The sequence below is a fragment of the Salinibius halmophilus genome, from assembly GCF_003577475.1.
GTDB classification, from domain to species: Bacteria; Pseudomonadota; Gammaproteobacteria; order Pseudomonadales; family Natronospirillaceae; genus Salinibius; species Salinibius halmophilus.
Window position 1 is genome coordinate 170,822 of the sequence record NZ_QPEP01000007.1, and the last position, 21,010, is coordinate 191,831.

Consider the following 21,010-nt stretch of genomic DNA (forward strand, 5'->3'; position numbering starts at 1 on the left):
TTTAAGCTAACAGGTGAGTTAGCCGATGCCTTTGAGCAGGCCAAGCAAAAAAACGGTGATAACGATGATGGGTTTTATAAGTGAACGCCAGGCGCGCTACCAAAAGTGTTGCTCAAGAAGGAGGTTTTAAAGCCGTATATATTCTTTTATGATCAGCAGCTACACCTTGAACAGGTGGCAGCTGAGCTACCATCTGTTCATATTCCCTTTGGTGTTAGGAATCGAGCTTCTTGAGTGCATTGGTATAAAGGTAAAGGGCACTGCCGATTATCAGTGTTGCCACAGTGAATGAGCTCGTTGTGGCTCTTGGCTCTGCCAGCATGTATAAAATTAGCAACGGAAACGCTGTTCCAAGCAGTTGTGCGGCAATTTTAAGTTGGAAATTAGCGCTAGCTTGCTGTTTGGTCTTCATAGATCACTCCTCATGTAGGTGAGTATTCAAGCTATCACTGTTTTTAAACATCCCAAGGTTTGTTCATTAATGCATTTAGTTTTGCTGTCGATAGCCCTTAGTCTGTCGCTAGCCGAGTTTTATTCCCATATTGAAAACTTGGCTAAACTACCTTGGCATACAAAATAATCAAAGGATGAAGTTGCCATGGCAGAGTGGTCAGATTGGTTTAAAAAGTCGCTGCGTGAGATTGATCGTGATGGGGATGGTGACCAACTTAGTCATATTCTCGCGCTTAGCAGCGTGCGTGAACTATGGATTCAAGGTGAGCTGTATCTTCGAAGTAATGATGTGCAAGGCTTAACTGTTAATCATGACTTTGAAACGCATAAGAGTTTCGGCGATAGTGTGAAGGTCGATTTGTTAGCAGAGCCAACTAGTGCCGCTTGGGCACCTATGTTGTGCGAAGTAAAAGTCATCACGAATGACTTTCAAGGTAAGGTTGTTGGCTATTGGCAGAAGGATATCGAGCGCTTGTATTACGCAATTGGTAAGCAATATGAGCGATACTTTCTGGCAGTGGTAGGCAACTTTAACCGCAATACACCTGATTGGTCGCAAACACCTGATGAGCAAGACAAAACAGTTCAAAAATGTATTCAAACGCTACACGACGAGCAAAAACAACTAAAAATTAGCGCGATTGAAACCTTCAAAATCCGGCCAAGTGAGCCAGGAAAGCCGGCATGGGTAGAAGGCATTTTGTGCCGAGTAAATTCTGCCTAAACAAGCGAAGCCGAAAGCTTGGTGGAGTATTGAGTAACTGGGTTTAAGGCTTGGTAGTAAAAAACAAAATTAAACCTCTACATAAAAACAGAACATTGGCTGTTTGCCCGTATAAACATGGGGAGCTGCTTGGCAAATGGTTTCTGGGGACTCTAAAACATCGCATAGCTGATGAAACACAGCTTGGCTGATGTTTCCTAGTGCTTGTACTGCCACTAAGTTTTTGGTGGTTGCAAATCTAAGCGCCGCTTCCCAGTTGCTACAAATGGTTAGGTTCAGTTGCTTGCCCGCTAATGCAGTTTGCCAGTCGGATAGATCGATACCGGTTATGCCGTGGTGAAATAATGCGTTCACCGCTAGCCATTGCTGCGCCTTGGGTTCTGAACTCGATATGCTCACACCTATGTGGTTGGTACCACCATTCACCACGATGCTGAGCTCCGCTGGAAGGCGGGGCTGTTCAATGCACCCCCATAAAATGTGAACTGGTAAGTGAGGGTGTTTGGGCTGTTCGAACACACTGTTAAGTAGCCGCGCTGCGCTCAAAGTGGATTGCGCTTTAGTTCTGTCGGCCTTGTCTGCAAATAAGTTTATCGGTGCTACGTGTAGCATTAGTCTAGCCAGCAAGAATTGAACCTTTAGCTTACTAGTTGCGCGCTGCAGTTCTATAAAAAGCTCAAAAAAAGCATTATATTGGCGCGTGGCTAGTCTTCCGGTAAGACATTTGATTTATATCTGTAGTTTGACTGAATGTTTTTTATACAGTATTAACTTCCGAACAGTATTTGGTAATCTGGTTGTATCGCTCAGCTTGCTAAGGATTTGCCATGACTGCCCAGTACGCCGAATTAAAACAACAACACCGCGATGTGCGTGATAGCTACCCCGAAAACCTAAACCTGCGCGTGCACCGCGCGTTGAGTTGGTTGCATCGGGCTGAGTTGTGTGACGATGTAGACGGCAAGTTCGTTTTCTTATGGATTGCCTTCAATGCAGCCTATAACAACGATTACGTTGACCAGCAGGTCAGTGAGCGCTCGCAGCATGAGCAGTTTTTGTGGAAACTGGTGAAGTTAGATAAGCATAAGGTGCTCAGTAAGCTGGTTTGGCAGCAGTTCTCAATTGCTATTCGTTTATTGCTGCGTAATCGTTATGTGTTTCAAGGGTTCTGGGACCACATAAACGGCCAAATAAGCGAGGCCGAATGGCGTGAGCGTTTTAGTAAAGCCAAACAGGCGGCTAACTTGGCGCTGGCGCGCGATAACACGGCTGATGTATTAGCAATTGTATTGAGTCGTTTATATACCCTTCGTAATCAGCTAATGCATGGTGGCGCCACCTTTAATAGCAAGGTAAACCGCCAACAAATGCAGGATGCAACTCGGTTAATGGAGCGCCTAGTGCCGGCGGTTATCCAAATTATGCTCGCAAGCCCAAACGAGCATTGGGGCGAAGCGAGTTATCAGGTAGTAGAGTAGGGCTGCTTGATGTCGTTCTTGTAGGGAACCGCTAATAACCCCTTTTTCTCATTTCTACTCGCTGAGCGCAGCCCGGTTAAAATCGGCTCGTGTGCGAGTCCAATCAAAATGCTCATTTACTACAGTAAACTGCGCTTTCTCGCCGATTTTTGCCTCGTCGAAATTTCGCCTGCTAGGTTCTTAGATGCTCCCTGTAGCGATAGGGGTTAACGGATAAGCAGTGTTTGTTTGGCGAATCGTTGTGATAGTATGCCGAGTCAAATCGACTACCCGAAGTATGTTCACCGTCAATGAATAACCAAGCGCCTATTCCAACTTTATACGGTTTAACTGAATCGCAAATTTCTAATTGGCTAGAGGGCGACTGGCGCTCGTTAACCAATATTGAAGTTAAAGAACCGAGTAGCATACCGTGCAATGCCGAGGTGTTCTGCTACTTGGAGGCATTATGGTTGTATTGGTCTAAGCATGGCGACATTAAGCTAACAGGAAAAGGTAATTTACCGCGCAAGGTCGTTGAGTTTGCCAGTAACCACTTTGAAAAATATAACCCGCAGGGTGATACTTGGGGTTGGGGCGTAAAGAACGAAGAAGACGTTGCCGCCTTGCACTTTTGTCATATTTTGCTGCGCGAATGTGGCTATATCGCGCCACTAAAAACCAAGCTGCGCTTTACTGCGGAAGCGCAGCAACAGATTATTGAAGCTGGCCTGATTTGGCTATTTATTGAGTGCTTCAAATATGCCAGCACGCAGTTCAATTTTGCTTACCTAGATTGGGGTGAGGAGGCTGTTGCTCAGCTGCAAGCCTTTTCTATCTATGCCCTCTGGCGGTTAAGTTGCCATGGTAGTCAGCAGCGGTTGGCTGAAGACTTGATGATTGCCGAACCATCGTTAATCGATGAAGTTGATGACTGGGTGCCATCCATATTCGAGTTTGACCTGTCGCCTATGGAACTATGGTACAAGCGCTTAGGCAAGCAGTTTTTTGGCAACTTTTTGGCAATGTTTGGCATGGCAGAGCGTGTTGGCGAGATCACGGCGTATAAGTATCAGTTAACGCCGCTTTTTGCTGAGATGCTTAAGTTTAGCGTTACTGAGGGTGAGGGTGTTGAGTTCTCTAATCCGTGGTTAAACGATGGTGCCTATGACGACAATGAAATGTTCAATGAGCATGTAGAACTTGCTGTTGGCGAGATCGAGGCTTTACAAGAAGGGTTTATGGACTTTCTTGATCAGTCGCAAGCTCGGGTCGATAATGCTGTGGATCTATTCAAAAAGCATCAACCACATCTGTTTAAACTGATGGGTTTGCTCACGCCTGTTTTCGACGATCAAGACAAGCTAGGCTTGTTTTCGCGGGCCTGCGTTTATTTGTGGCACCAGCACTCCAGCGATTTGTTGAAGATGTTGCCTGCTGATATGGAGACGCTTCAGCAAGAATTGGACGAAATTATGGCTTGGTATCCGCAATCCGGGCCTCAACGCGACCAACAGTTAGCCGAGTTTTTCTCGCAATCGCCCAACGCTGTAAAGCCCATGTTTTTGTATGCGGTATCTTGCGAGTTGAGCGAGCATGACATGCACGAGCCAGCACAGATCACCGCGCTGGTGATAGGGAATGCTTTGGCAGCGATGTAGTGATACACGTTGCCCGGCGCAAAAACGCGCCGTACAACCTACAGGCGATGATTTGTAGGTTGTACGAACCGGAAGTTCGGGAAACAAGTATTACAGCAATACATGTTGCCCGGCACGAAACCATGCGCCGTGCAACCTACGGTGATCATTTGTAGGTTTTACAAACCGTAGGTTTGGGAAACAATGCACAATTGATCTACTGCCTTACGTTTAGTTACTCTTTTCTGTAATTATATACACTTATTTTGGCGCGGTGTTTAAATATACAGCTATAGTTAAAGCAGGCTCGTCAACAGGGTTTTGAAAGAGGTGTCGCTCAGGAGTGAAGCAAGGTAAGGCAAAGGTAGCAGAAGTGATTCAGTTGCATTGATTTTGTTGTGTGGGCCAAATCATGCGCCGTGCAACCAACAGGTGATCGGTTAACGTGGTTTACAAACCGAGGGTTTGGAGCAACTAGCAAGCGTTCAGTGAAGGTGTGTTGAGCAAGTTATTATTGGAAATTTACGTCTAAAAGAATAAGAGAGCGTGTGATGAAAATTGGTCGCAACGATACTTGCCCTTGCGGCAGTGGAAAGAAGTTCAAGAAGTGCTGTATTAATGTGTCTGCTGGACCAATTGAGCAGGTTGCTGGGCGTATCGAATCTGTATTGGCAGGTCAGCCTGATATGTCGATGGCAGATATACAGCAACTAGCCAGTAGGGGAGTTGATGATTTCAATCATGCCCCGTTGCCAGAGCTCTTTGGTTTAAGCCCACATCTAATGGCCAATTGGCAAGGAGGTGACTGGGGTAGCTTTGAACACGTCTCGCTCCAAATCCCGAAAGAGCACCTTCACTATTCTGTGGTTTACGCTTATATCAAGTCGCTTTGGCAATACTGGCTAATTGAGGGTGATTTTAAACTGACAGCGAAAGGCAACTTGCCACGCAAGTTGGTGGAAAAAGTAAATTATGACGTCATGGTTTACATGCCAGATTACGCTGAGGTTCTGCAGTCTATTAAAGAGCTTACGCCTGGTAATGCTGAAGATTTCCCAGAGCTATCACTTACCCATAAGCTGCTGCTCGATTCGGGTCTTCTGCGGAACCTAAAAACTAAGTTTTCTTTTAGTGCCAAGGCTTCACTTGCGTTTCATGAGCATGGCATCAGCGCCCTTTATATTGCTTGTTTTGAGTTTGCATCGCGTAACTTTAACTACGGCTACTATGATTACGAAGATGAGACGGTACTCGGCTTAATAAGGCTCACACCGTTTATCTTGTGGCGCCTTCAGCAACATAAAGATATTGATTTGGCCGCTCGCGAGTTGGTCACGGCGATACCTGCGTTGGCTAATGAATTTAAACCAAAATCTGGCGATGCAATGGCTGCCTGGATTAAGGTGTTTAGAAAGCAGTTCGTTGAGACCTTCCTGAACTTGTTTGGGCTTGTGAAAATAAATGGCTGGGGCGAGTTTGGTCATCGAGACTGCGCTATAACCCCTCTATTCGATGAAGTTCTTCAGTTTAACGTACACTCTAGTTTTGAGGTGCCGTTGGTCGACCCATGGTTAGAAGGCGGCGGTGAAGCATTTTTTAATGGTGAAATTGATTTAGGCAGAGAGCAACAGGGCGAATTAGAAAAAGAATTCGAGCAGTTTATGAGTGCTGCCAATGAAGTTGTGGCAGATTATGCAGAGCAATTTATTGAGCGTCGAAACGATCTTGCTGAGTACGTACTCAGCGAGTTATCTGGTAAATCAAGCGAGGATATGGTCAGTTTGATCATGGCGACAAGTACCTTTGTATACCATCGCCACAGCGACGAATTGAACCGGCGCCGCAAAGTTGATGGAAAGCAGCTGGATCAACTAGTCAAAGATGCCAAACGATTGTTTCAAGGCAGTGAATTGCAGCAAGGTAACCGACTCGATTGGTATTTATCGAAGAGCGCGAACCCAAAGACTATATTGTTGGCGTTGTCTTTGATTGAATCAATTGATTCTGATCGCCGCGACCTTTACGCCCGCGCCGTGCAAGTGGCGGTGCTGAAAGCTCTAGTTGGATAACGGATTTTGTTGCTCGGCTCGTTATGTAACCATGGCGATTTTGTCTGCAAACATTCGCTTCGCAAATGATTTGCAGACCTACATTTCATTACGCTTTTCTGTAAATATATACATATTTTCTCTGTAACTGTTTAAATATACAGCTATCTTTAGAGCAGACTCGTAAAGGGGCTGCTTATGGCGAAGATCAATAATCCGCACGACAAGTTTTTTAAGCAGAGCATGCAGCAGCCAATTTTGGCTAAACAATTTATGCAGCAATATTTGCCGACAAAGATTGCTAGTGCCTTAGATCTAGAGTCTTTGGTGTATCAAGATGGCAGCTACATAAACAATCAAATGCGCAGCGTTTGCTTGATCGTGGATTTTCGGTAAGCGAAGCTGCTCAGATTGCCGATTTAGATGAAGCCATTGTGGCTGAGTTAGTTCAGTCGCATTGATTTGTTGCCCGGCCAGTGTGGCCCAGCGCGAAAACGCGCCGTTCAACCTACTGTAAGTTGAAAAACGCTTGCGAAATATAGTCGGCGTCAAGCATTTCTTGCTCTAGTCGGTTGGGTTGTTGATGTAGCCGCTCAAACAACAAGGCTTCTTGCTCAGTTAAATCAGTTGGCACCGCGCCACACGAATTGCCCTGAGTAGCGCGGTGGTTGAATTGCTCGAACGTGTTCACGTCCATCATTACACTGACTAGATTAGGTTGCATTGCACGAGCGCGGGCTAGCAGGGTTAGGCCATCACTGTCTATGTCACCCCAGTAAATGACTTTTTTATCTTTTACCCAATCGGCGCCTAGCCAGTTAAGGTGATTGCCTGTACCACACACCACTACGGCGTGTTCAATATTGGGTACCACCAAACCAGACTGAAGATTTTCTACCACAATAAGCGTGTCGCCAGGTAAGGGGTAGGCCGCGAGTTGCTGGCCAGTAAGCTGCAGCAATTCTAAGCCAGCGAAAGCTTGTCTTGTTTTCTCGCAAAGTGGGCGAATGGTTAGCCAACCGGCAGGTTTGTTCATGCAGCCTAGCCAACTAAGCAAACCATCTGCCTTGTTAACGGCCTGATCGTGTAAGGCGTTCAATAATGCGCTAATCAGTTTTTCATGTTGCTCAATAAACTTGCCATGCACGCCAGCAAGCGGCAAGGCGCGCAAGTATAAACCCACGCCCATGCCGGCTTGTAGCTGCGGCAGCAGTGCTTGCAGCATGGTGAGTTCTGTCGTAGTTAACTGCATCAACGCTGCTAACTGTTTTTTTAGCTCGGCTTTGAAGTCCGCCGATTCAGGTGCCAAAGCAATTAATGGCTGAACTCGTTCAAACCATTGTTCAAGCTCGCCGGTTACCTGTAAAAAATCGGTGAGGCTTTTTAAGTTATGAAACACTAACTTTACTGGCACTTGTTGACTGCCAAGGCGCTGCCAGCGTTTGTCGGCCCACTCAACACCGCTCACGTTGCGCCAATCTTGCTGCCAAACAAATAGCTTTTCTGCATCGCTGCTGGCTTGCTTATCGCTCGGTGGCTTTAATCCTAGGCTAATTGGAAAGGTGACCGAGCCATTTAACAGGCGCTGGCATTTGGGCCAATTTTGCCAATAGCGGCTATAAAGAACTGCTCGCGCATCGTTAACACTTATTCCCCAGTCGCTCACTCGGCCTCCAAAGCAGCGTTCAAGGTGGCTTGGGCTTGCGCGGCGCGTTGTTCGTCTAGTTCTTGCCAAGTAATTTCGAGTAAACGGCTTTCATGCTGTTCGGCGTCGCGTTCGGCAATTATCAACGAGCGCGCTGATTCGCGTGCCAAGTTTAGGTTTTTATACGGCGTAATCAGGTTTACGTGAATGTTCAGCGCTTTAAATACTTTTAATACTCGCCTGCTCACCGACTCGGCGGTGTTGGAGAAGGCTTCGTCCAAGAAGACCGTGCTGTAAATTGGCTTGTGGTAGCCATCTGGGGTGAGTACGTAGGCGAGTGCAGCTGCCACAATGGTGCCGGCGAACGACTCTTTTTCGCCACCCGACTTGCCACTTGACGACTTTAACACATCGATGGTTTCACCATCTTCGTGGCGGTATTCTTCGGCATAAAATGCCATGCGATAGCTAGGCTCTAGCAGGCGCAGGCTATGTTTGGTCTTGGCGGTGCTTGGGTCGCAGGCTTTTGCCAAGGTCGAGATCACTTGTGCAATGTGCTTGAACTGCACCTCTGGATCGGCATCGCTGCCTTTAGCACTTAGCGCCTGTTTAAGTTGTTGGTCAAACTCGCGCACATGCACATAGTTTTCATTATCCCATTTTAAGCGCAGTGAGCTGCCTGCGCGAAACTCGGTACGTGCTAGCACCTGGTTAATTTGCTCAATTCGATCGGCAATATGTTCGCGCTCATCGTGCAAGCTGCCTTGCAGGTGTGCCAACGATTGGCCTGTGTGTTTGTTGAGTCGCTCTTTAAACTGCTCCACTAGTTCGGGCAGGCCTTCATCAACTAAGCTTTGATAATGGCCAATGTAGTCGTCTAGGCCATCTAAGCCAGTGCCCCAATCAACCGTTAGTGGTGCCCATTCTGGGTTGCCGCGAAACTTACTAATAATGCCAACTATGGTGCTTACCGCTGTGCCGATTTGCTTTTGTAGGCGGTTTAGCTGCTGCTCGTACTGTTGTTGCAGCGCCGTTTGTTTGGCTTCAGCTTTGGCTAGCTCGGTTTGTTGGCCAAGTTGTTTGTTTACCTGTTCAGCAATGTCTTGTGCTAGTGCTAGCTTGGCCAGTTGATTTAGCGTGGACAGCTTGTTTTGCCGTTCGGCTAACTGTGCTTCTAGGCCGCCTTGGCGTTTGTCTAGCGCACTCAGGGTTTGTTCCAGCTGCTCAATGGTTGCAAGGCTGTCCTCGTAGGCTTGTTTGGCTTTTTCGATTTCTCCACTTTGTGCTTGTAATCGAGCAAGATCGGCTTCAATTGTGCTAATGGCCTGTTGCCAGTGGCTAACATCAATTTGCGGCCAACTAAACTCAACTAGGCGCTGCCATGCGTTTTGTTGCTTGTTGAGTTGTTTTTGCTCTGCCAAGAGTTGCTGGCGCCGAGCGCCCCAGTGGCTAACTTGCTCGCTAATATCGCTCGCTTCGCTCTCCAAGGCGGCTAAGCGTTGTTTGTTGTTAAAACCCAGTAGCCAATGGCGGCGGTCACCCACTTTTTGTTGATCTTTTTTCTCAAACCGGCCGCGCTCTTTGTGAATTAAGCCGGCTAGGGTGATGGAGTATTCGGTTTTATTGAGTGTTTCCACCGAGTCAACGCAGGTGAGGTCAAACTTAGCTAAATGTTGTTTTAGCCAATCGCGATAGGGGTGTTGTTGCCAGTTTAGTTTGCGCAGTATACCGCCTGCTAAAAACTCTACCGGCTGGCTTGCACCTAGGTTCACCACTTGCGCGCGAACAAATACGCCAGTGTGGTGTTCATTGAGCCAGCGAGTCGCCTCGCGATAGCTGGCTTGTGGCAACAGTAAGGTGGTGCGCAGCCCACCAAGTGAGCGTTCTATCGCGCCTTGCCAAGGTTTGTCGTGCACATCAATGAGCTCGGCAATAAAAGGGCAATCGCTTTTATTTAACCCCAGCGCATCACATAGGTTTTCGCGCATGGTTTGGTAGTTGGCTGGCACGTTGGAGTCGGGCCGGGCTTTAATTTGGCTGATTTCTTCATTAAGCGCCACGAGTGCGTCATTGGCGTTACCCAGTTCTTTGCCGGCGTGCATGAGCTCGTCTTGTAGCTGTTGTTCGCGTTGCTCGATTTGCTGTTGTGCTGTTTGTTGCCTGGCTTGTAGTTGTTCAAATGCTTGCCTTGTGAGCTCGTCATTTTGGCCAACCAGCTTTGCTAAGGTTTGATAGGTTTGGGCGTTGGCACTGGTTTGGCCAAACTCTTGCTGGGCATGCGCGAGGTCGCGCTTGGCCTGCTCAATTCTATCGCCACCTAGTTGCATATAATCGTTATGTAAGCGCTGGCTACGCTGCTGCTCGGCGGTTTTTTGCTGCTTGTTGCTAGCTAGTTGCTGAGTTGTCTCACTAAGTTGCTGCTCAAGTTCGTTTACTTGCGCCTGTACTATGCTGGCTTGTTGGCGAGCGGCAACAATGGGGAGTGCTTCTTTCTGTGCCTGGGTGCTGGTTTGCTCTGCTATGGCCGTTTGGCGAAGGCTGGCTTGCTCGGGTAGGGCGCTTAGCGCCTCAGCTTGGTTGCGGGCATCTAGCAGCTTTTGATGCGTGCTGTCTAAATCAGCAAACTCCAACACCGCCTTCTGTGCTTTGTCGCGAATGTCACTTGGTTCGAGTACTAGTTCGCGGATTAAGCTCGTTAGGTCATCAATCTTTTTAAGGCCTAGCGCGCGAGCCAGCAAGTTGGGCGCGTTGCGATTGTCCATGTGCATCAGTTTGCGAAAGGCATCGCTAAAAGCACTGTGGTTGCCATCAAAGCCTTCTAATAGGGGCTGTTGCTTCACATGTGCTTTCAGTGCACGAACGTTGCCACCATCAAATGGCTCTAGCAGCTCGGTGAGTTTTAAATCGCGTTTGCCCAACACATATAAGCGCTCAACATCACTTAAGCCTTTACCCGTTTGTTTTACCCAAAACAAAGCGGCCAAGGTCATTTTGCTGCCGTCTTCAGCTTGGTACATGGCGCGCAGGCCGGTTACCACTGACCCTTCACGTTTACTGCGAATGCGCGTGGCACTGCCGCCATCGTGCACCGAGCCAAAGCTGCCACGCATATAGCTAAGCAGGTTACGGTCCGATTTATCGCCTTGGGCGGCGGCAATATTAAAGCTAGCTTTGCCTGGTGGTAGCAACAAAGCCATAAGGCCGTCAACGAAGGTTGATTTGCCAGCGCCGTTGTCGCCTGTGACCAGTGTGCCTTGGGCGTCTATGTTGGCGGTGTGCAGGCCGCTAAACGAGCCCCAGTTATACACCGAGAGCTGTGCTAAACGAATTTGGCCGCTGGCGAATAGCTGATCTAGGTTACTCATGCTCACCCCCAGCCATGCGGGTGTACTCGCTTAGTAGTTGCTGCAAAAACTCAGCGCTGACGACATAACGGATTAATGGCGACACTTCATAGCGCTCTTCGCTGCCCCGTATGGTGAGCAGCAGTTTTTTCTCGAGCAATCGTTTAACGGCGGGGTTAAAAATGCGGTCGAAGTCTTTATCGCGATTAAACAAAGGCATAAATGGGCTAAGAAGGTCGGCCATTTTATCATCGTCGATGGCAATGGTTTGCTCACCTTGGGTTTCACGCTCTTGGTAATATTTGCGCAGCACCAACAGCAATAAGGTATCGATGAGCAATAACTGACGTTGGCTAATCAAAGAGAAGCTTTCGGCGTCTTCATCATCAATTTGTTGATTCCCTATAAAGGCAACGCCGTTGTGTTCATCCAGCGTTAGGTCGATGAAGATTTGATTAAGGTAGCTGCGAATATCGCGCTTACCCGCCACAATATCGGCAAACAATTTAGGCTTTTGGCTTGCGAGCAGCACGCCGTTGCGTAGCAAATAGGCAATGGCCTTGCGAGTCGGTAGTGGCAGTAAACCTTCTTCTGACGATGGTTCAAACTCATTTTCTTCGTTTGTGTCCGATGCCTCAGTAGTTTCATTTGCCTGTGGGGTATCGACTAGCTCGCTGGCCAGTTGTTCGGTTTCGCTCAGCTCTGCTTCCGGTACTGTTTCGGGCTGAACTGGTTCAGGCTCAAAAAAGTCGAAGGCCGATTGTTTATCGCTCATAGGTTTAAATCGCTTAGCTGGTCAGGAAAATCTTCTGCCCGCAGTAAAAAGGTTGGAATCTGAACTTCTAAGGTGGCGCCGGTTTTATCGGATATCTGCACGGTTTCGGTTTGCTCTAGGCGCACGGCATTCACGGCTTTGGCAACTCGAATATGTGCCACCAACTCTTCGATGCCTGCTTGCACTGGGCGGTTTTGAATCACTTCGCCTATGCTGCCGCGCTGGTGCTTGATGAGCCAGGCGCGTTGTACATTTGCGACATCTTGCACGCGCACAGCACTCAGATGGCCAAGCATGCCTTGACTAACTTCTCGTTTTGCCACTTGTTCAATCACCGCACCGGTTTCTATTTTTTCATCCGGGGTGCGCAGGCGCATAGACTCAGGTGACTGGATATTGGCGTGACCATGGCGAACCATCAAGGAAGTGCTGGTGCGCAGGGGCGTTTCTTGCTGGCGTAAACGAATGGCTTGCTGCTCAATTTGATTAATTAGGCGCTTAACTGCGCGGTTTTCGTTAGCACTACCGGCTTCGATGTATTGGCGCAGGCTTTGTTCGGTACGGCGGCGAATTTTTAATACGCGGTCGCTTTCTTTGTTGAGTTCACGCATGAGGTTGCGCAGGTAACGCTGTTGGCTATCGCTTAGATGCTTGGCAATGGGCTCGCTCAATAAATGGCGAAGCTGTTGGCGAAACTCGTTAGCGCGGTCACTGTCGCTTAATAATTCAAAGAAGCCTTCAAAGGCTTGCCCAGCCTCGGTTTTGCCCAACAAGGTTTCCTTTTCGATTAGTGCCAGCAGGGTATCACCACGGCTGCCTTGGCTGTCGATCATTTGACTGCGCAGGTCTTTATCTAGTTGGCGAATGGTGTCTTCTACTCGGCGAAAATCACTGGTGAGTACCGAGGCGATTTGGTAAACCTCACGAATACGCTCGCGTTGTTGCACATCGGTAAGTGGCTCAAAGTGGCCTGCTTCTAGTGCAGCAATTTCATGCTCTAATTCTTGTTTTTTGCGTTGCAGAATCAATAAACGTTGTTCAGCATCTTCGCTAACATCAATGGTTAGATCACGCACGGCGTCTTGAACAATTCTTAGGTGCGAGGCCGTGGTGCTGGCTCCGCGCTCATCAATGCTTTGGCTAAAGCGCAGTGCCATTTCACAGGCGTCGGTTTTACTCAGTTGGTCGTCGAACTCACGCAGCCAGCCGGCACGTAACCACTGGGTAAGATAATCACCAGCACCAATTTTGGAATCGAATAGGTCTTGTTGGCGCAAACTGTCGAGCGTGTCTTGCAATTGCAGCTTGGCACGACTGACCGATACCTCGCTGTCTTCACTAAATAGGTCGGTGATAAAGGCCAGAATTAGCGATGCGTTGTCGGCGCGTAGTAGCCTCCACGCTGCGTGCTCCTTGGCCAAACGACTTTGCACGGCAAAGTGGCGATCAAATTTCATTGGGGTTTATCGTGTAGGTGTTTTGTCGCATTGTATTGGTGCAGCTGGGTGTAGGCAATGGTACGTCATTTGCAAAGGGCCTATGAGCTGAAAGTATGAGAAACCAATGTTCGGTGGCGATACACGTTGCCCGGCTTCGCCGTGCAACCTACGGGTGATCATTCGTCGGTTTTGCAAATCGAAGATTTTGGAAACAATACTGCAAAATTGTCTAACTGGTAACAGTTCTCAATAACATTAAGTTTGACATATCTCAAAATATAATGAGAATGCATCGCAAACGCATTCAGTGTGAAAGAGAAAAGGTTATGACAGCAGATCTTTCCAAGGCTTGGGCACAGTTGCGTGCCGAGCAACCCAAACTACGCATCCGCGATGCAGCCAAAGTACTTAACGTATCTGAGCTAGAGCTTGCACTATTGGAGCCAGGTACAGAGCTGTTAGTGCACCAGCCACATGTACTGCTAGGCAGCATGCATAAAGTGGGAAAAATTATGGCGCTTACCCGTAACGAAGCCGCTGTACATGAGGTGAAAGGCACCTGTGGCGAGTTGCGAGGCGGTGAACAAGGCGGCTTAATGCTGGGTGAAATCGACACTCGGTTATTTTTTAAGCGTTGGGCGTATACGCTTTATATCAACCAAGGCGAACGCCAAAGTATTCAGTTCTTCGACGGCTGCGGCGATGCCATTCATAAGGTGTTTGCCACCAAACAAACGAATCTTGATGCCTGGCATGAGTTGGTCGATGAGCACCGCTCAGCCAATCCACTCATGTTTGAGAAGCATGCCAAACCTCGCCCAGAGCCGCTTGCCGATACCACAAATGTTGATGTGCTACGCCAAGAGTGGCGAGCCATTACCGATGTGCACCAGTTTATGGCGTTGCTTAAGCGTCACAACATTAGCCGCTTGCGTGCCTTCGAGTTGGCCGGCAGAGAGTTCGCTCGCCAAGCCGACGTAGGCAAGTTGGTAAGCTTGTTTGAGGCCATTCGCGACAGTAGCCAAGAAATTATGATTTTCTGCCACAACCAAGGGTTGGTGCAAATCTACTCGGGCCGGCTAAGCAAGCTGGTGGCCATGGGCGACTGGTACAACGTGCTCGATCCAGATTTCAACCTGCACCTCAACTTGAGTTTGGTTAGCCAAGTTTGGACATCGGTGCGCCCAAGCGCTGATGGTGATATCCACTGTGTGGATTTATTCGACGCCAACGGTGGGCAGCTACTGCAAATTTTTTCTCGCCGCAGCGAAGGCAATAGTGAGCCCACTTTCTGGTCTCCCCTAATTAACCAAGTTTTACATGGAGCCTAATATGCGCCTTTTTTCTCGCACGCTAGCGGCTGCTAGTTTAGTAACTGCCATGGTTTGCAGTAGTTTTGCAAGCAACCTAGTGACCATCGACGGTGCCATTACCGAAACCGCTTATGCACTAGGTGCAGGCGATCGCATTGTGGCGGTCGACACAACCTCTAGCTACCCAGCGGCCGCCACCGAGTTACCCAATGTTGGTTACGTGCGTGCTTTAAGTGCCGAGGGTGTGATGTCGGTGGCGCCAGATATTATTGTGACCAACCAAGATGCAGGCCCAGCCGAGGCCATTTCCCAGCTAACTGATTTAGGGGTGACCGTTTATCAGCTGCAGATGGATTACAGCGCAGAAGGGGTCGCCACTATGATTCAGCAAGTGGGCGAGGCCATTGGCGAAACAGCTGCTGGTATTGAGTTGGCCAATGAATTTCGCCAGCAAATGGCTGAAGTGACCAACCAGCAGCACAATCAGCGGGTAATGTTTGTCATGAACTCAAGTCGTCGTGGGCTAATGGTCGCTGGCAGTGGCTCGCGTGCGCATGCACTTATTGAGCTAGCCGGTGCCACCAATGCTTTTGCCGATATGCAAGGCTACAAGCCTTTATCTGCCGAGGTGGTCGCCATGGCCGATCCAGACATGATTATGATCATGCACAGCGAAGAAGGGCCTGAGTTCTGGCAAGACCACATTGCCTTAAAAAATACCAAGGCCGCCATTAATGGCCGCATTCACATCATCGACGGCCTAGACCTACTAACGTTTGGCCCTCGTTTACCGCAAGCGGTGGCGCAAGTGCAAACATGGTTAGGTCAATAAAGTTTTGGCTGGTGCCAATCAGTGCTGCCGCCATGGTACTGGCCTCATTAGTGGGGCCAGTGCCATTAAGCCTAGAGCACTGGTTTAGCGCCATTCAGCTACGCGGCGATGCCACGGGTGCGGCAGCGGTCGTTTGGCAACTGCGCCTACCAAGAGTAGTTTTGGGCTTTTTAATTGGCGGAGGCCTAGCGGTAAGTGGCGCTGCTATTCAAGGCATGGTGCGCAATCCGCTTGCCGATCCTGGGCTGATTGGGGTAACTGCGGGGGCCATGTTATTTGCTGCTTTGTCTATTGTGCTGGCTGGTAGCTGGCCTATGGGCATTGCACTGTCGGCATTTTTGGGCGCGGTCATCACTACCTATTTGGTAATGGCCTTGGCTGGTAGAGAAGCACCCGTGGTCACTATGATTCTAGCTGGCGTTATTATCTCTGCTTTGGCCGGTGCTGTGGTGGGTGCCTTGAATTACATCGCCGACGATAACGAACTGCGGGCATTAACCTTTTGGACCATGGGTTCACTGGCCAATGTAAGTTGGTTTGAAGTGGCCATTATGTTGCCTGTGGTGTTGCTGGCGCTGGGGTTGCTTTGGCGGGTGGCAAAGTCGTTAGATGCTTTGTTGTTAGGCGAGGGGCCTGCTATGGAGATGGGCGTTAACCCTCGGGCGGTGAAACATCAGGTAGTGATTGCCACGGCATTGTTTGTTGGGGTAGCGGTGGCGTTTGCCGGCATTATTGGTTTTGTTGGGCTGGTAATTCCGCACATGGTGCGCTTCGTGGTGGGGGCTTTGCATCGGCATTTGTTGCCAGTCAGCTTTTTTGTTGGCGGCATTTTTATTGTGCTCTGCGATGCGGTTACTCGGGTGATTGCCCCACCCGCCGAGGTGCCCATTGGCATATTGACCAGTTTTATTGGTGCACCAGTGTTTATTTATTTGCTAATGCGCGCTAAGCGCCACGGCAACTTATTCAACTAGCAATTTGTTATGTTAGGCAGCAAAACAACACAGTAAAACCACTCATTGATAAAACATAGCGAGGACAGCCATGATTAACGTTGAGCACCTGCAATGGTTAGATGTGATTCACCGCATTAATCTCACCTTAAAACCTGGCCGCTTTTATGCGCTTGTTGGCCCAAATGGCAGTGGCAAGTCTTCGCTATTAGGTTTGCTGGCGGGTACGCGCAAGCCTTGTGCTGGTAAGGTGAGTATTAATCAACAAGCGCTTAGCCAGCTAAGTTTGGCGCAGTTGGCTTGCATGCGCGCGGTAATGCCACAAAGTGTGGCGCTCAATTTTCCGCTACCCGTGGTAGAGGTGGTGAAGCTGGGTGCCATCCATACGGCCTGCGACAGTAACGAGTTGGTAGACAATTGCCTCGAGTTAGTGGGCATGCTGGCGGCAAAAGATAAGTTATATAATCGGTTATCGGGTGGTCAACAGCAACGGGTGCAGCTGGCTCGCGTGCTTTGCCAACTAGGCCCTTTGGCGCAAGCGAAAGGTAAGTGGTTGCTGCTGGATGAAGCCACTTCTAGCCTCGATCTTCAGTATCAGCACCAAGTTTTTGCCATTGCCAAATATCTAGCTCGTTTAGGGGTTGGCGTTGTTAGTGTGGTACACGACGTGAATTTGGCAGCAAAATATGCCGATGAAGTACTGGTGCTTAAAAATGGTGAACTTGTGCAGCAAGGGTTGGTAGAGAACGTGGTAAACCACCAACTGGCAGACAGCCTTTATAATTTGCCGGCAGCAACCCTTAAAGATCCACAGTACACGCCCGTGATAAGCGTCGCACGCCAAGAGGTTGCCTAAAGCGAATCGTTAAATATCAGCCTGTGAATAACCTGTGAGTTATGTGGATAACTTTTTAGGAGAGTAGTCACTGCTACCAGTAAACTTGGTATTTAACGATTTAATGTTCTAGGTTTCATACATTGGAACTTGGGGGTAGCATCATGGCTTCACTTGCTAATAGGGTACTTGTTGGATTCGCAATTATTGCGCTGTTTGTCATTGTTTTGCTGGTGATTGCCTTACGTGGCACGGGTAGTTTAGTCAATGGTGTACAGCAAGTTACTGGCCCCGCTTGGGATACTGCCGATGGTGCCATGGAATCGACCATTGGTGTCCAGCAAGAAATTATTGCTATTGAGCGCTTATTAGCTGGTGCCGATCCACGGCGCAGCCTAGCCGACAAAGATTCAGCGCAAGCGCTTACCACAGAAGCATTTTCTCGTTTAACCAACGCCAACTTAATGGATGCACAAGCTGTTGAAGGCTTTCAAAGCCGGTTGCAAGCCTACCGAGACCTAGCCAATTCTGTTACTCAGTCTTACCAACAGTACCGCCAAAGCAAAGCTGAGTTTGACGTCCATGCCAAGCAGTTTGTCGAACTAAGCCAAGCAATGGAAGAGGCTGGTGATAGTGTGTTTGAACAATTTAGTGCGAATCCAGACCAAGTGCAGTTGCTAAGCTGGAATAGCGGCTTGAAAGATAAGTGGCAAACCGCTGACGGCGCTATGGAGAGTAACATAGGTATCTTAGGTGCCTTTTATTACTTGGAGTTGTTTGTTCAGCAGTCTATGCCTGCTGACGAGGCGGAGGCCAAAATTCGAGAGTACCTTGGCTTTAAAAACGAAGCCATTGGCGAACTTAGCCAAACCGTTTTCTTTTCTGGCTATGTACCTGAAGCGCTAGGGCAGGGAACTTATGCTGAGGTCTTTCCGGCTATGTCTGAGACGTTCGATACCCTGCTTTGGCAGGTTGTGGACGCAGCTAGAGCTTATCATCAGGCAGCTGCTAATTATGAAACCCTTTCCTATGAAATTCTAGAAACGCTCGAGCAGTTTGAAGAAGAAGGCGACAGCAAAGTGGAAGGCTATGGTGTCGAAATAGCTGGTTCTGCCGTTGGTATTCAATCACGGTTAGTATTAGTGGGGATCGTGGTATTAGCCGTGGTATTCGTCCTAATGGTTCTACTATTTCGCAGCGTGATGCTACCCATTCGAAACCTGAACTCCTATATGCATGGCGTTTCCAGTGGAGCGCGCGATTTAACTCAGCGCTTACCAGTTAAAGGCAACAATGAGCTGAGTCAAACGGCAAGAGCATTTAACGGCTTTGTTGATCAAGTTCAGCAGGTGGTGAACGAGGCCAAGCTTACTGCTAGGGCAGTAAGCGAGCAGGCGTCTATGCTGCAAAGCCATTTGCGTGAACTGGCGCAAGAAAGCGAAGCGCAATCTCAGGCAATTACTGAAATTAATCACGTATTTACCCAGCTCGATGACCTAGTTGGCCAAACGGCTGAAGCAGTGGAAGCGGCTGTAGCGGCGACGCGCGAAGCCGAACAGTTTGGCAGCAAAGGCATTGAAACTGTACAGCAAACTCGCGAGTCCATTCAGTCGTTAACCGCAGAAATCTCGCAAGCTGAAGGCGTAGTGACGCAACTTTCCGATGCCGTTGCGAGTATCGACAGTATTTTGCAGGCCATTCAAACAGTTGCCGAGCAAACTAACCTGTTGGCACTCAATGCTGCCATTGAAGCAGCGAGGGCTGGTGAGCAAGGACGAGGATTTGCAGTGGTGGCCGATGAGGTACGGGCCCTAGCAGGCAAAACCAGTGAGTCCACTGAGCTCATTCAACAAACCACACAGTCACTGCGCCAGCGTGCTAGTTCCGCGGTTAGTACAATGCAGGGTTGTGTGAACAATGCAGGCAGCTGTTTAGAGCTTAGTAAGGGTACAGAGCAAACTCTGCACAGCACTGGCGAGGTGCTGCAAACAGTGCTTGCGCGCACCGCTTCCATTGATGATGTGGCTCAGCACGAGTTGAGCATGAGTAAAAATAGTATGCAGTCAATTGCACAGATGGTTGCCCATAACCAGCGTATGAGTGAGCGTATGGCGCATTCGTCGCAGTCCGCTTCGTTGTTGGATGAGCACATCAACGAGCTGGAAGTTGTGGTGTCGAAGTTTAAGAGCTAGCTTTGCTCACACCCTTGCATGCAGTGTAATCTTGTGAAGATATTTGTAACAAATAAACCAAGTGATTTAGTCAAGTAATTTGTAAGCACTTGATTTACATAGGAAATTTTGTTTCCTTATGTATGTAATTGTTTCGTCTATAAGCGCTTAGTTAGATGGTACATACGATGATGCCTGCAATTGATGATGCTTGATCTATTCTAACTTCTATCCATAGCGAAGGAGTTAGCAAGATGTCGCAAGAGCAAGAGCTTGAACGCTTGTACGAGTTTCTCTACGTTGCGCCAGTGGCACTCGTTGAGTTTGGACAAGACGGCACAATTAGAATGGCCAACCCACGTCTTGCACAGGTGTTTAACCGTATTTCAATGGGCGCCTACTTTCCGAACTTTTTTGATTTTCTCGACAAATATATCCCTTCTTTGCTAGCAGTCATCAAGGCGTTTGACGCTGATAATGGCGAAATTCAAGAGAACGTGCGCTACAGCGTCGACGTACCCGCTGAGCAGGGTAGCGAGCGTTTGTGGTTCGACATTACCGTGGCTCGCCAGGAACAAGACCGTTACTTTGCGTCGTTAAACAATGTAACGCAGCAGATGAAGTTAGCCGAGCAAAACCACTACCGAGATCAGTGGTTGTCGGCTATCACCAATCACCTACAGCACCATGTATTTTTTACCATTGATGCCGTCGGTATCGTCGACAGCTGGAATCGTACCGGCGAGGTGGTACTCGGTACGATCTCAACGCATGCAATCGGCATGTCGCTGCTCGAAATAGTCGAGTGTGATGCCAACGAACTAGAAAAATGCATGTCACTGGCCGCTAAGCGTGGTGTTGCAAGTTTCAGCGCCACAATGACCGACCGCCATCACCAACGTGTGAGTGGCCAAATTAACTTACAAAGTATTCTTGATATGAAGGGCGACTTGCAGGGGTATTCCGTTGTGTTGTCGCTGTCATAAACCTGGGTAACCAGACCACGTTAACCTGTGAGGGAAGTGAAATGAACTTTGCAAATGTTTCTGTTGCAGATCTAGATAGTGCATCCACCAGTGCAATGAATGGGGCGGCCTTTGGCATTGTGAAAATGTCACACGATGGCAAAGTAACCGACTATAACGACTGGCAGTCGAAGTTTACCGGTATGTCAAAGTCTGCCGTAATTGGCAAGCACTTCTTCAGCCAAGTGGCCCCTTGTACCAATAACTTCATGGTCTCGCAAAAATATGATGCGGGCGCCACACTTGATGAATCACTCGATTACACCTTTACTCTTAAGATGGCACCAACGCCGGTAAAACTTCGTCTGCTTAAAGGTGCTAATAGCCAGTACCTATTATGCAATAAATAGCGGTTA

At 48.6% G+C, this 21,010-nt stretch carries 19 protein-coding genes; 13 read left to right on the forward strand and 6 right to left on the reverse strand.

Annotation, left to right across the window (positions count from 1 at the left end):
- Nucleotides 1–105 precede the first annotated feature (105 nt).
- Nucleotides 106–234 carry a 5'-nucleotidase gene (locus DUW71_RS18085; protein ID WP_119395069.1) on the forward strand — a complete coding sequence of 43 codons (129 nt, stop codon included), beginning with the start codon at nucleotides 106–108 and terminating at the stop codon, nucleotides 232–234.
- On the opposite strand, the gene DUW71_RS09785 is transcribed toward DUW71_RS18085, so the two are convergent.
- Nucleotides 215–412 (reverse strand): hypothetical protein, encoded by a 198-nt coding sequence (locus DUW71_RS09785; protein WP_119395070.1) that lies wholly within the window; start codon nucleotides 410–412, stop codon nucleotides 215–217. The two genes, DUW71_RS18085 and DUW71_RS09785, sit on opposite strands and share 20 nt — an antisense overlap.
- 186 nt (nucleotides 413–598) lie before the next feature.
- Between DUW71_RS09785 and DUW71_RS09790 the strand changes: the two genes are divergently transcribed.
- The gene (locus DUW71_RS09790) at nucleotides 599–1,177 is read left to right on the forward strand and encodes a hypothetical protein (RefSeq protein ID WP_119395071.1); all 579 of its coding nucleotides are present in this window, start codon (nucleotides 599–601) and stop codon (nucleotides 1,175–1,177) included.
- A 69-nt stretch (nucleotides 1,178–1,246) separates the two neighbouring features.
- Here DUW71_RS09790 and DUW71_RS09795 read toward each other — a convergent pair whose 3' ends face one another.
- Entirely contained in the window at nucleotides 1,247–1,789 is a 543-nt protein-coding gene (locus DUW71_RS09795; RefSeq protein WP_119395072.1) for a hypothetical protein, read from the reverse strand.
- Nucleotides 1,790–2,004: 215 nt separating this feature from the next.
- Here DUW71_RS09795 and DUW71_RS09800 point away from each other — a divergent pair, with 215 nt between their 5' ends.
- From DUW71_RS09800 to DUW71_RS09815, 4 genes are all read left to right on the forward strand, one after another.
- Entirely contained in the window at nucleotides 2,005–2,655 is a 651-nt protein-coding gene (locus DUW71_RS09800; protein WP_119395073.1) for a HEPN domain-containing protein, read from the forward strand.
- Between the two features lie 290 nt (nucleotides 2,656–2,945).
- A complete protein-coding gene (locus tag DUW71_RS09805; protein ID WP_119395074.1) occupies nucleotides 2,946–4,295 on the forward strand; it encodes a hypothetical protein in 1,350 nt (449 codons plus the stop codon).
- A 530-nt stretch (nucleotides 4,296–4,825) separates the two neighbouring features.
- Nucleotides 4,826–6,343: a YecA family protein gene (locus DUW71_RS09810; protein WP_119395075.1), complete on the forward strand. Its 1,518-nt coding sequence runs from the start codon at nucleotides 4,826–4,828 to the stop codon at nucleotides 6,341–6,343.
- A 177-nt stretch (nucleotides 6,344–6,520) separates the two neighbouring features.
- On the forward strand, nucleotides 6,521–6,718 hold the full coding sequence (locus DUW71_RS09815) for an Rpn family recombination-promoting nuclease/putative transposase (RefSeq protein WP_119395076.1): 198 nt from the start codon (nucleotides 6,521–6,523) through the stop codon (nucleotides 6,716–6,718).
- Between the two features lie 112 nt (nucleotides 6,719–6,830).
- Here DUW71_RS09815 and DUW71_RS09820 read toward each other — a convergent pair whose 3' ends face one another.
- From DUW71_RS09820 to DUW71_RS09835, 4 genes are read right to left on the reverse strand one after another with little or no spacing between them, the layout of a single operon-like run.
- Complete coding sequence (locus tag DUW71_RS09820) at nucleotides 6,831–7,988, reverse strand: DUF3322 domain-containing protein (protein ID WP_158583961.1); 1,158 nt, start codon at nucleotides 7,986–7,988, stop codon at nucleotides 6,831–6,833.
- The gene (locus DUW71_RS09825) at nucleotides 7,985–11,332 is read right to left on the reverse strand and encodes an ATP-binding protein (RefSeq protein ID WP_119395078.1); all 3,348 of its coding nucleotides are present in this window, start codon (nucleotides 11,330–11,332) and stop codon (nucleotides 7,985–7,987) included. The genes DUW71_RS09820 and DUW71_RS09825 overlap by 4 nt, the downstream gene beginning before the upstream one ends.
- Nucleotides 11,325–12,086 (reverse strand): DUF4194 domain-containing protein, encoded by a 762-nt coding sequence (locus tag DUW71_RS09830; RefSeq protein WP_119395079.1) that lies wholly within the window; start codon nucleotides 12,084–12,086, stop codon nucleotides 11,325–11,327. Before DUW71_RS09830 ends, DUW71_RS09825 begins: the two co-directional genes overlap by 8 nt.
- Entirely contained in the window at nucleotides 12,083–13,543 is a 1,461-nt protein-coding gene (locus DUW71_RS09835) for a DUF3375 domain-containing protein (protein ID WP_119395080.1), read from the reverse strand. The genes DUW71_RS09830 and DUW71_RS09835 overlap by 4 nt, the downstream gene beginning before the upstream one ends.
- Nucleotides 13,544–13,851: 308 nt before the next feature.
- Between DUW71_RS09835 and DUW71_RS09840 the strand changes: the two genes are divergently transcribed.
- The 7 genes from DUW71_RS09840 (at nucleotide 13,852) to DUW71_RS09870 (ending at nucleotide 21,004) form a co-directional block, all read left to right on the forward strand.
- Entirely contained in the window at nucleotides 13,852–14,856 is a 1,005-nt protein-coding gene (locus DUW71_RS09840) for a hemin-degrading factor (protein ID WP_158583962.1), read from the forward strand.
- A 1-nt stretch (nucleotide 14,857) separates the two neighbouring features.
- Nucleotides 14,858–15,670, forward strand: coding sequence for a heme/hemin ABC transporter substrate-binding protein (locus DUW71_RS09845; protein ID WP_158583963.1), 813 nt, complete (start codon nucleotides 14,858–14,860; stop codon nucleotides 15,668–15,670).
- Complete coding sequence (locus DUW71_RS09850; RefSeq protein WP_119395083.1) at nucleotides 15,655–16,644, forward strand: FecCD family ABC transporter permease; 990 nt, start codon at nucleotides 15,655–15,657, stop codon at nucleotides 16,642–16,644. Before DUW71_RS09845 ends, DUW71_RS09850 begins: the two co-directional genes overlap by 16 nt.
- A gap of 70 nt (nucleotides 16,645–16,714) precedes the next feature.
- On the forward strand, nucleotides 16,715–17,479 hold the full coding sequence (locus tag DUW71_RS09855; protein WP_119395084.1) for an ATP-binding cassette domain-containing protein: 765 nt from the start codon (nucleotides 16,715–16,717) through the stop codon (nucleotides 17,477–17,479).
- Nucleotides 17,480–17,622: 143 nt separating this feature from the next.
- The gene (locus tag DUW71_RS09860; RefSeq protein WP_119395085.1) at nucleotides 17,623–19,650 is read left to right on the forward strand and encodes a methyl-accepting chemotaxis protein; all 2,028 of its coding nucleotides are present in this window, start codon (nucleotides 17,623–17,625) and stop codon (nucleotides 19,648–19,650) included.
- Between the two features lie 233 nt (nucleotides 19,651–19,883).
- Nucleotides 19,884–20,615, forward strand: coding sequence for a hypothetical protein (locus tag DUW71_RS09865; RefSeq protein ID WP_119395086.1), 732 nt, complete (start codon nucleotides 19,884–19,886; stop codon nucleotides 20,613–20,615).
- Nucleotides 20,616–20,656: 41 nt separating this feature from the next.
- Entirely contained in the window at nucleotides 20,657–21,004 is a 348-nt protein-coding gene (locus DUW71_RS09870; RefSeq protein ID WP_119395087.1) for a photoactive yellow protein, read from the forward strand.
- The last annotated feature ends 6 nt before the right edge of the window (nucleotides 21,005–21,010 follow it).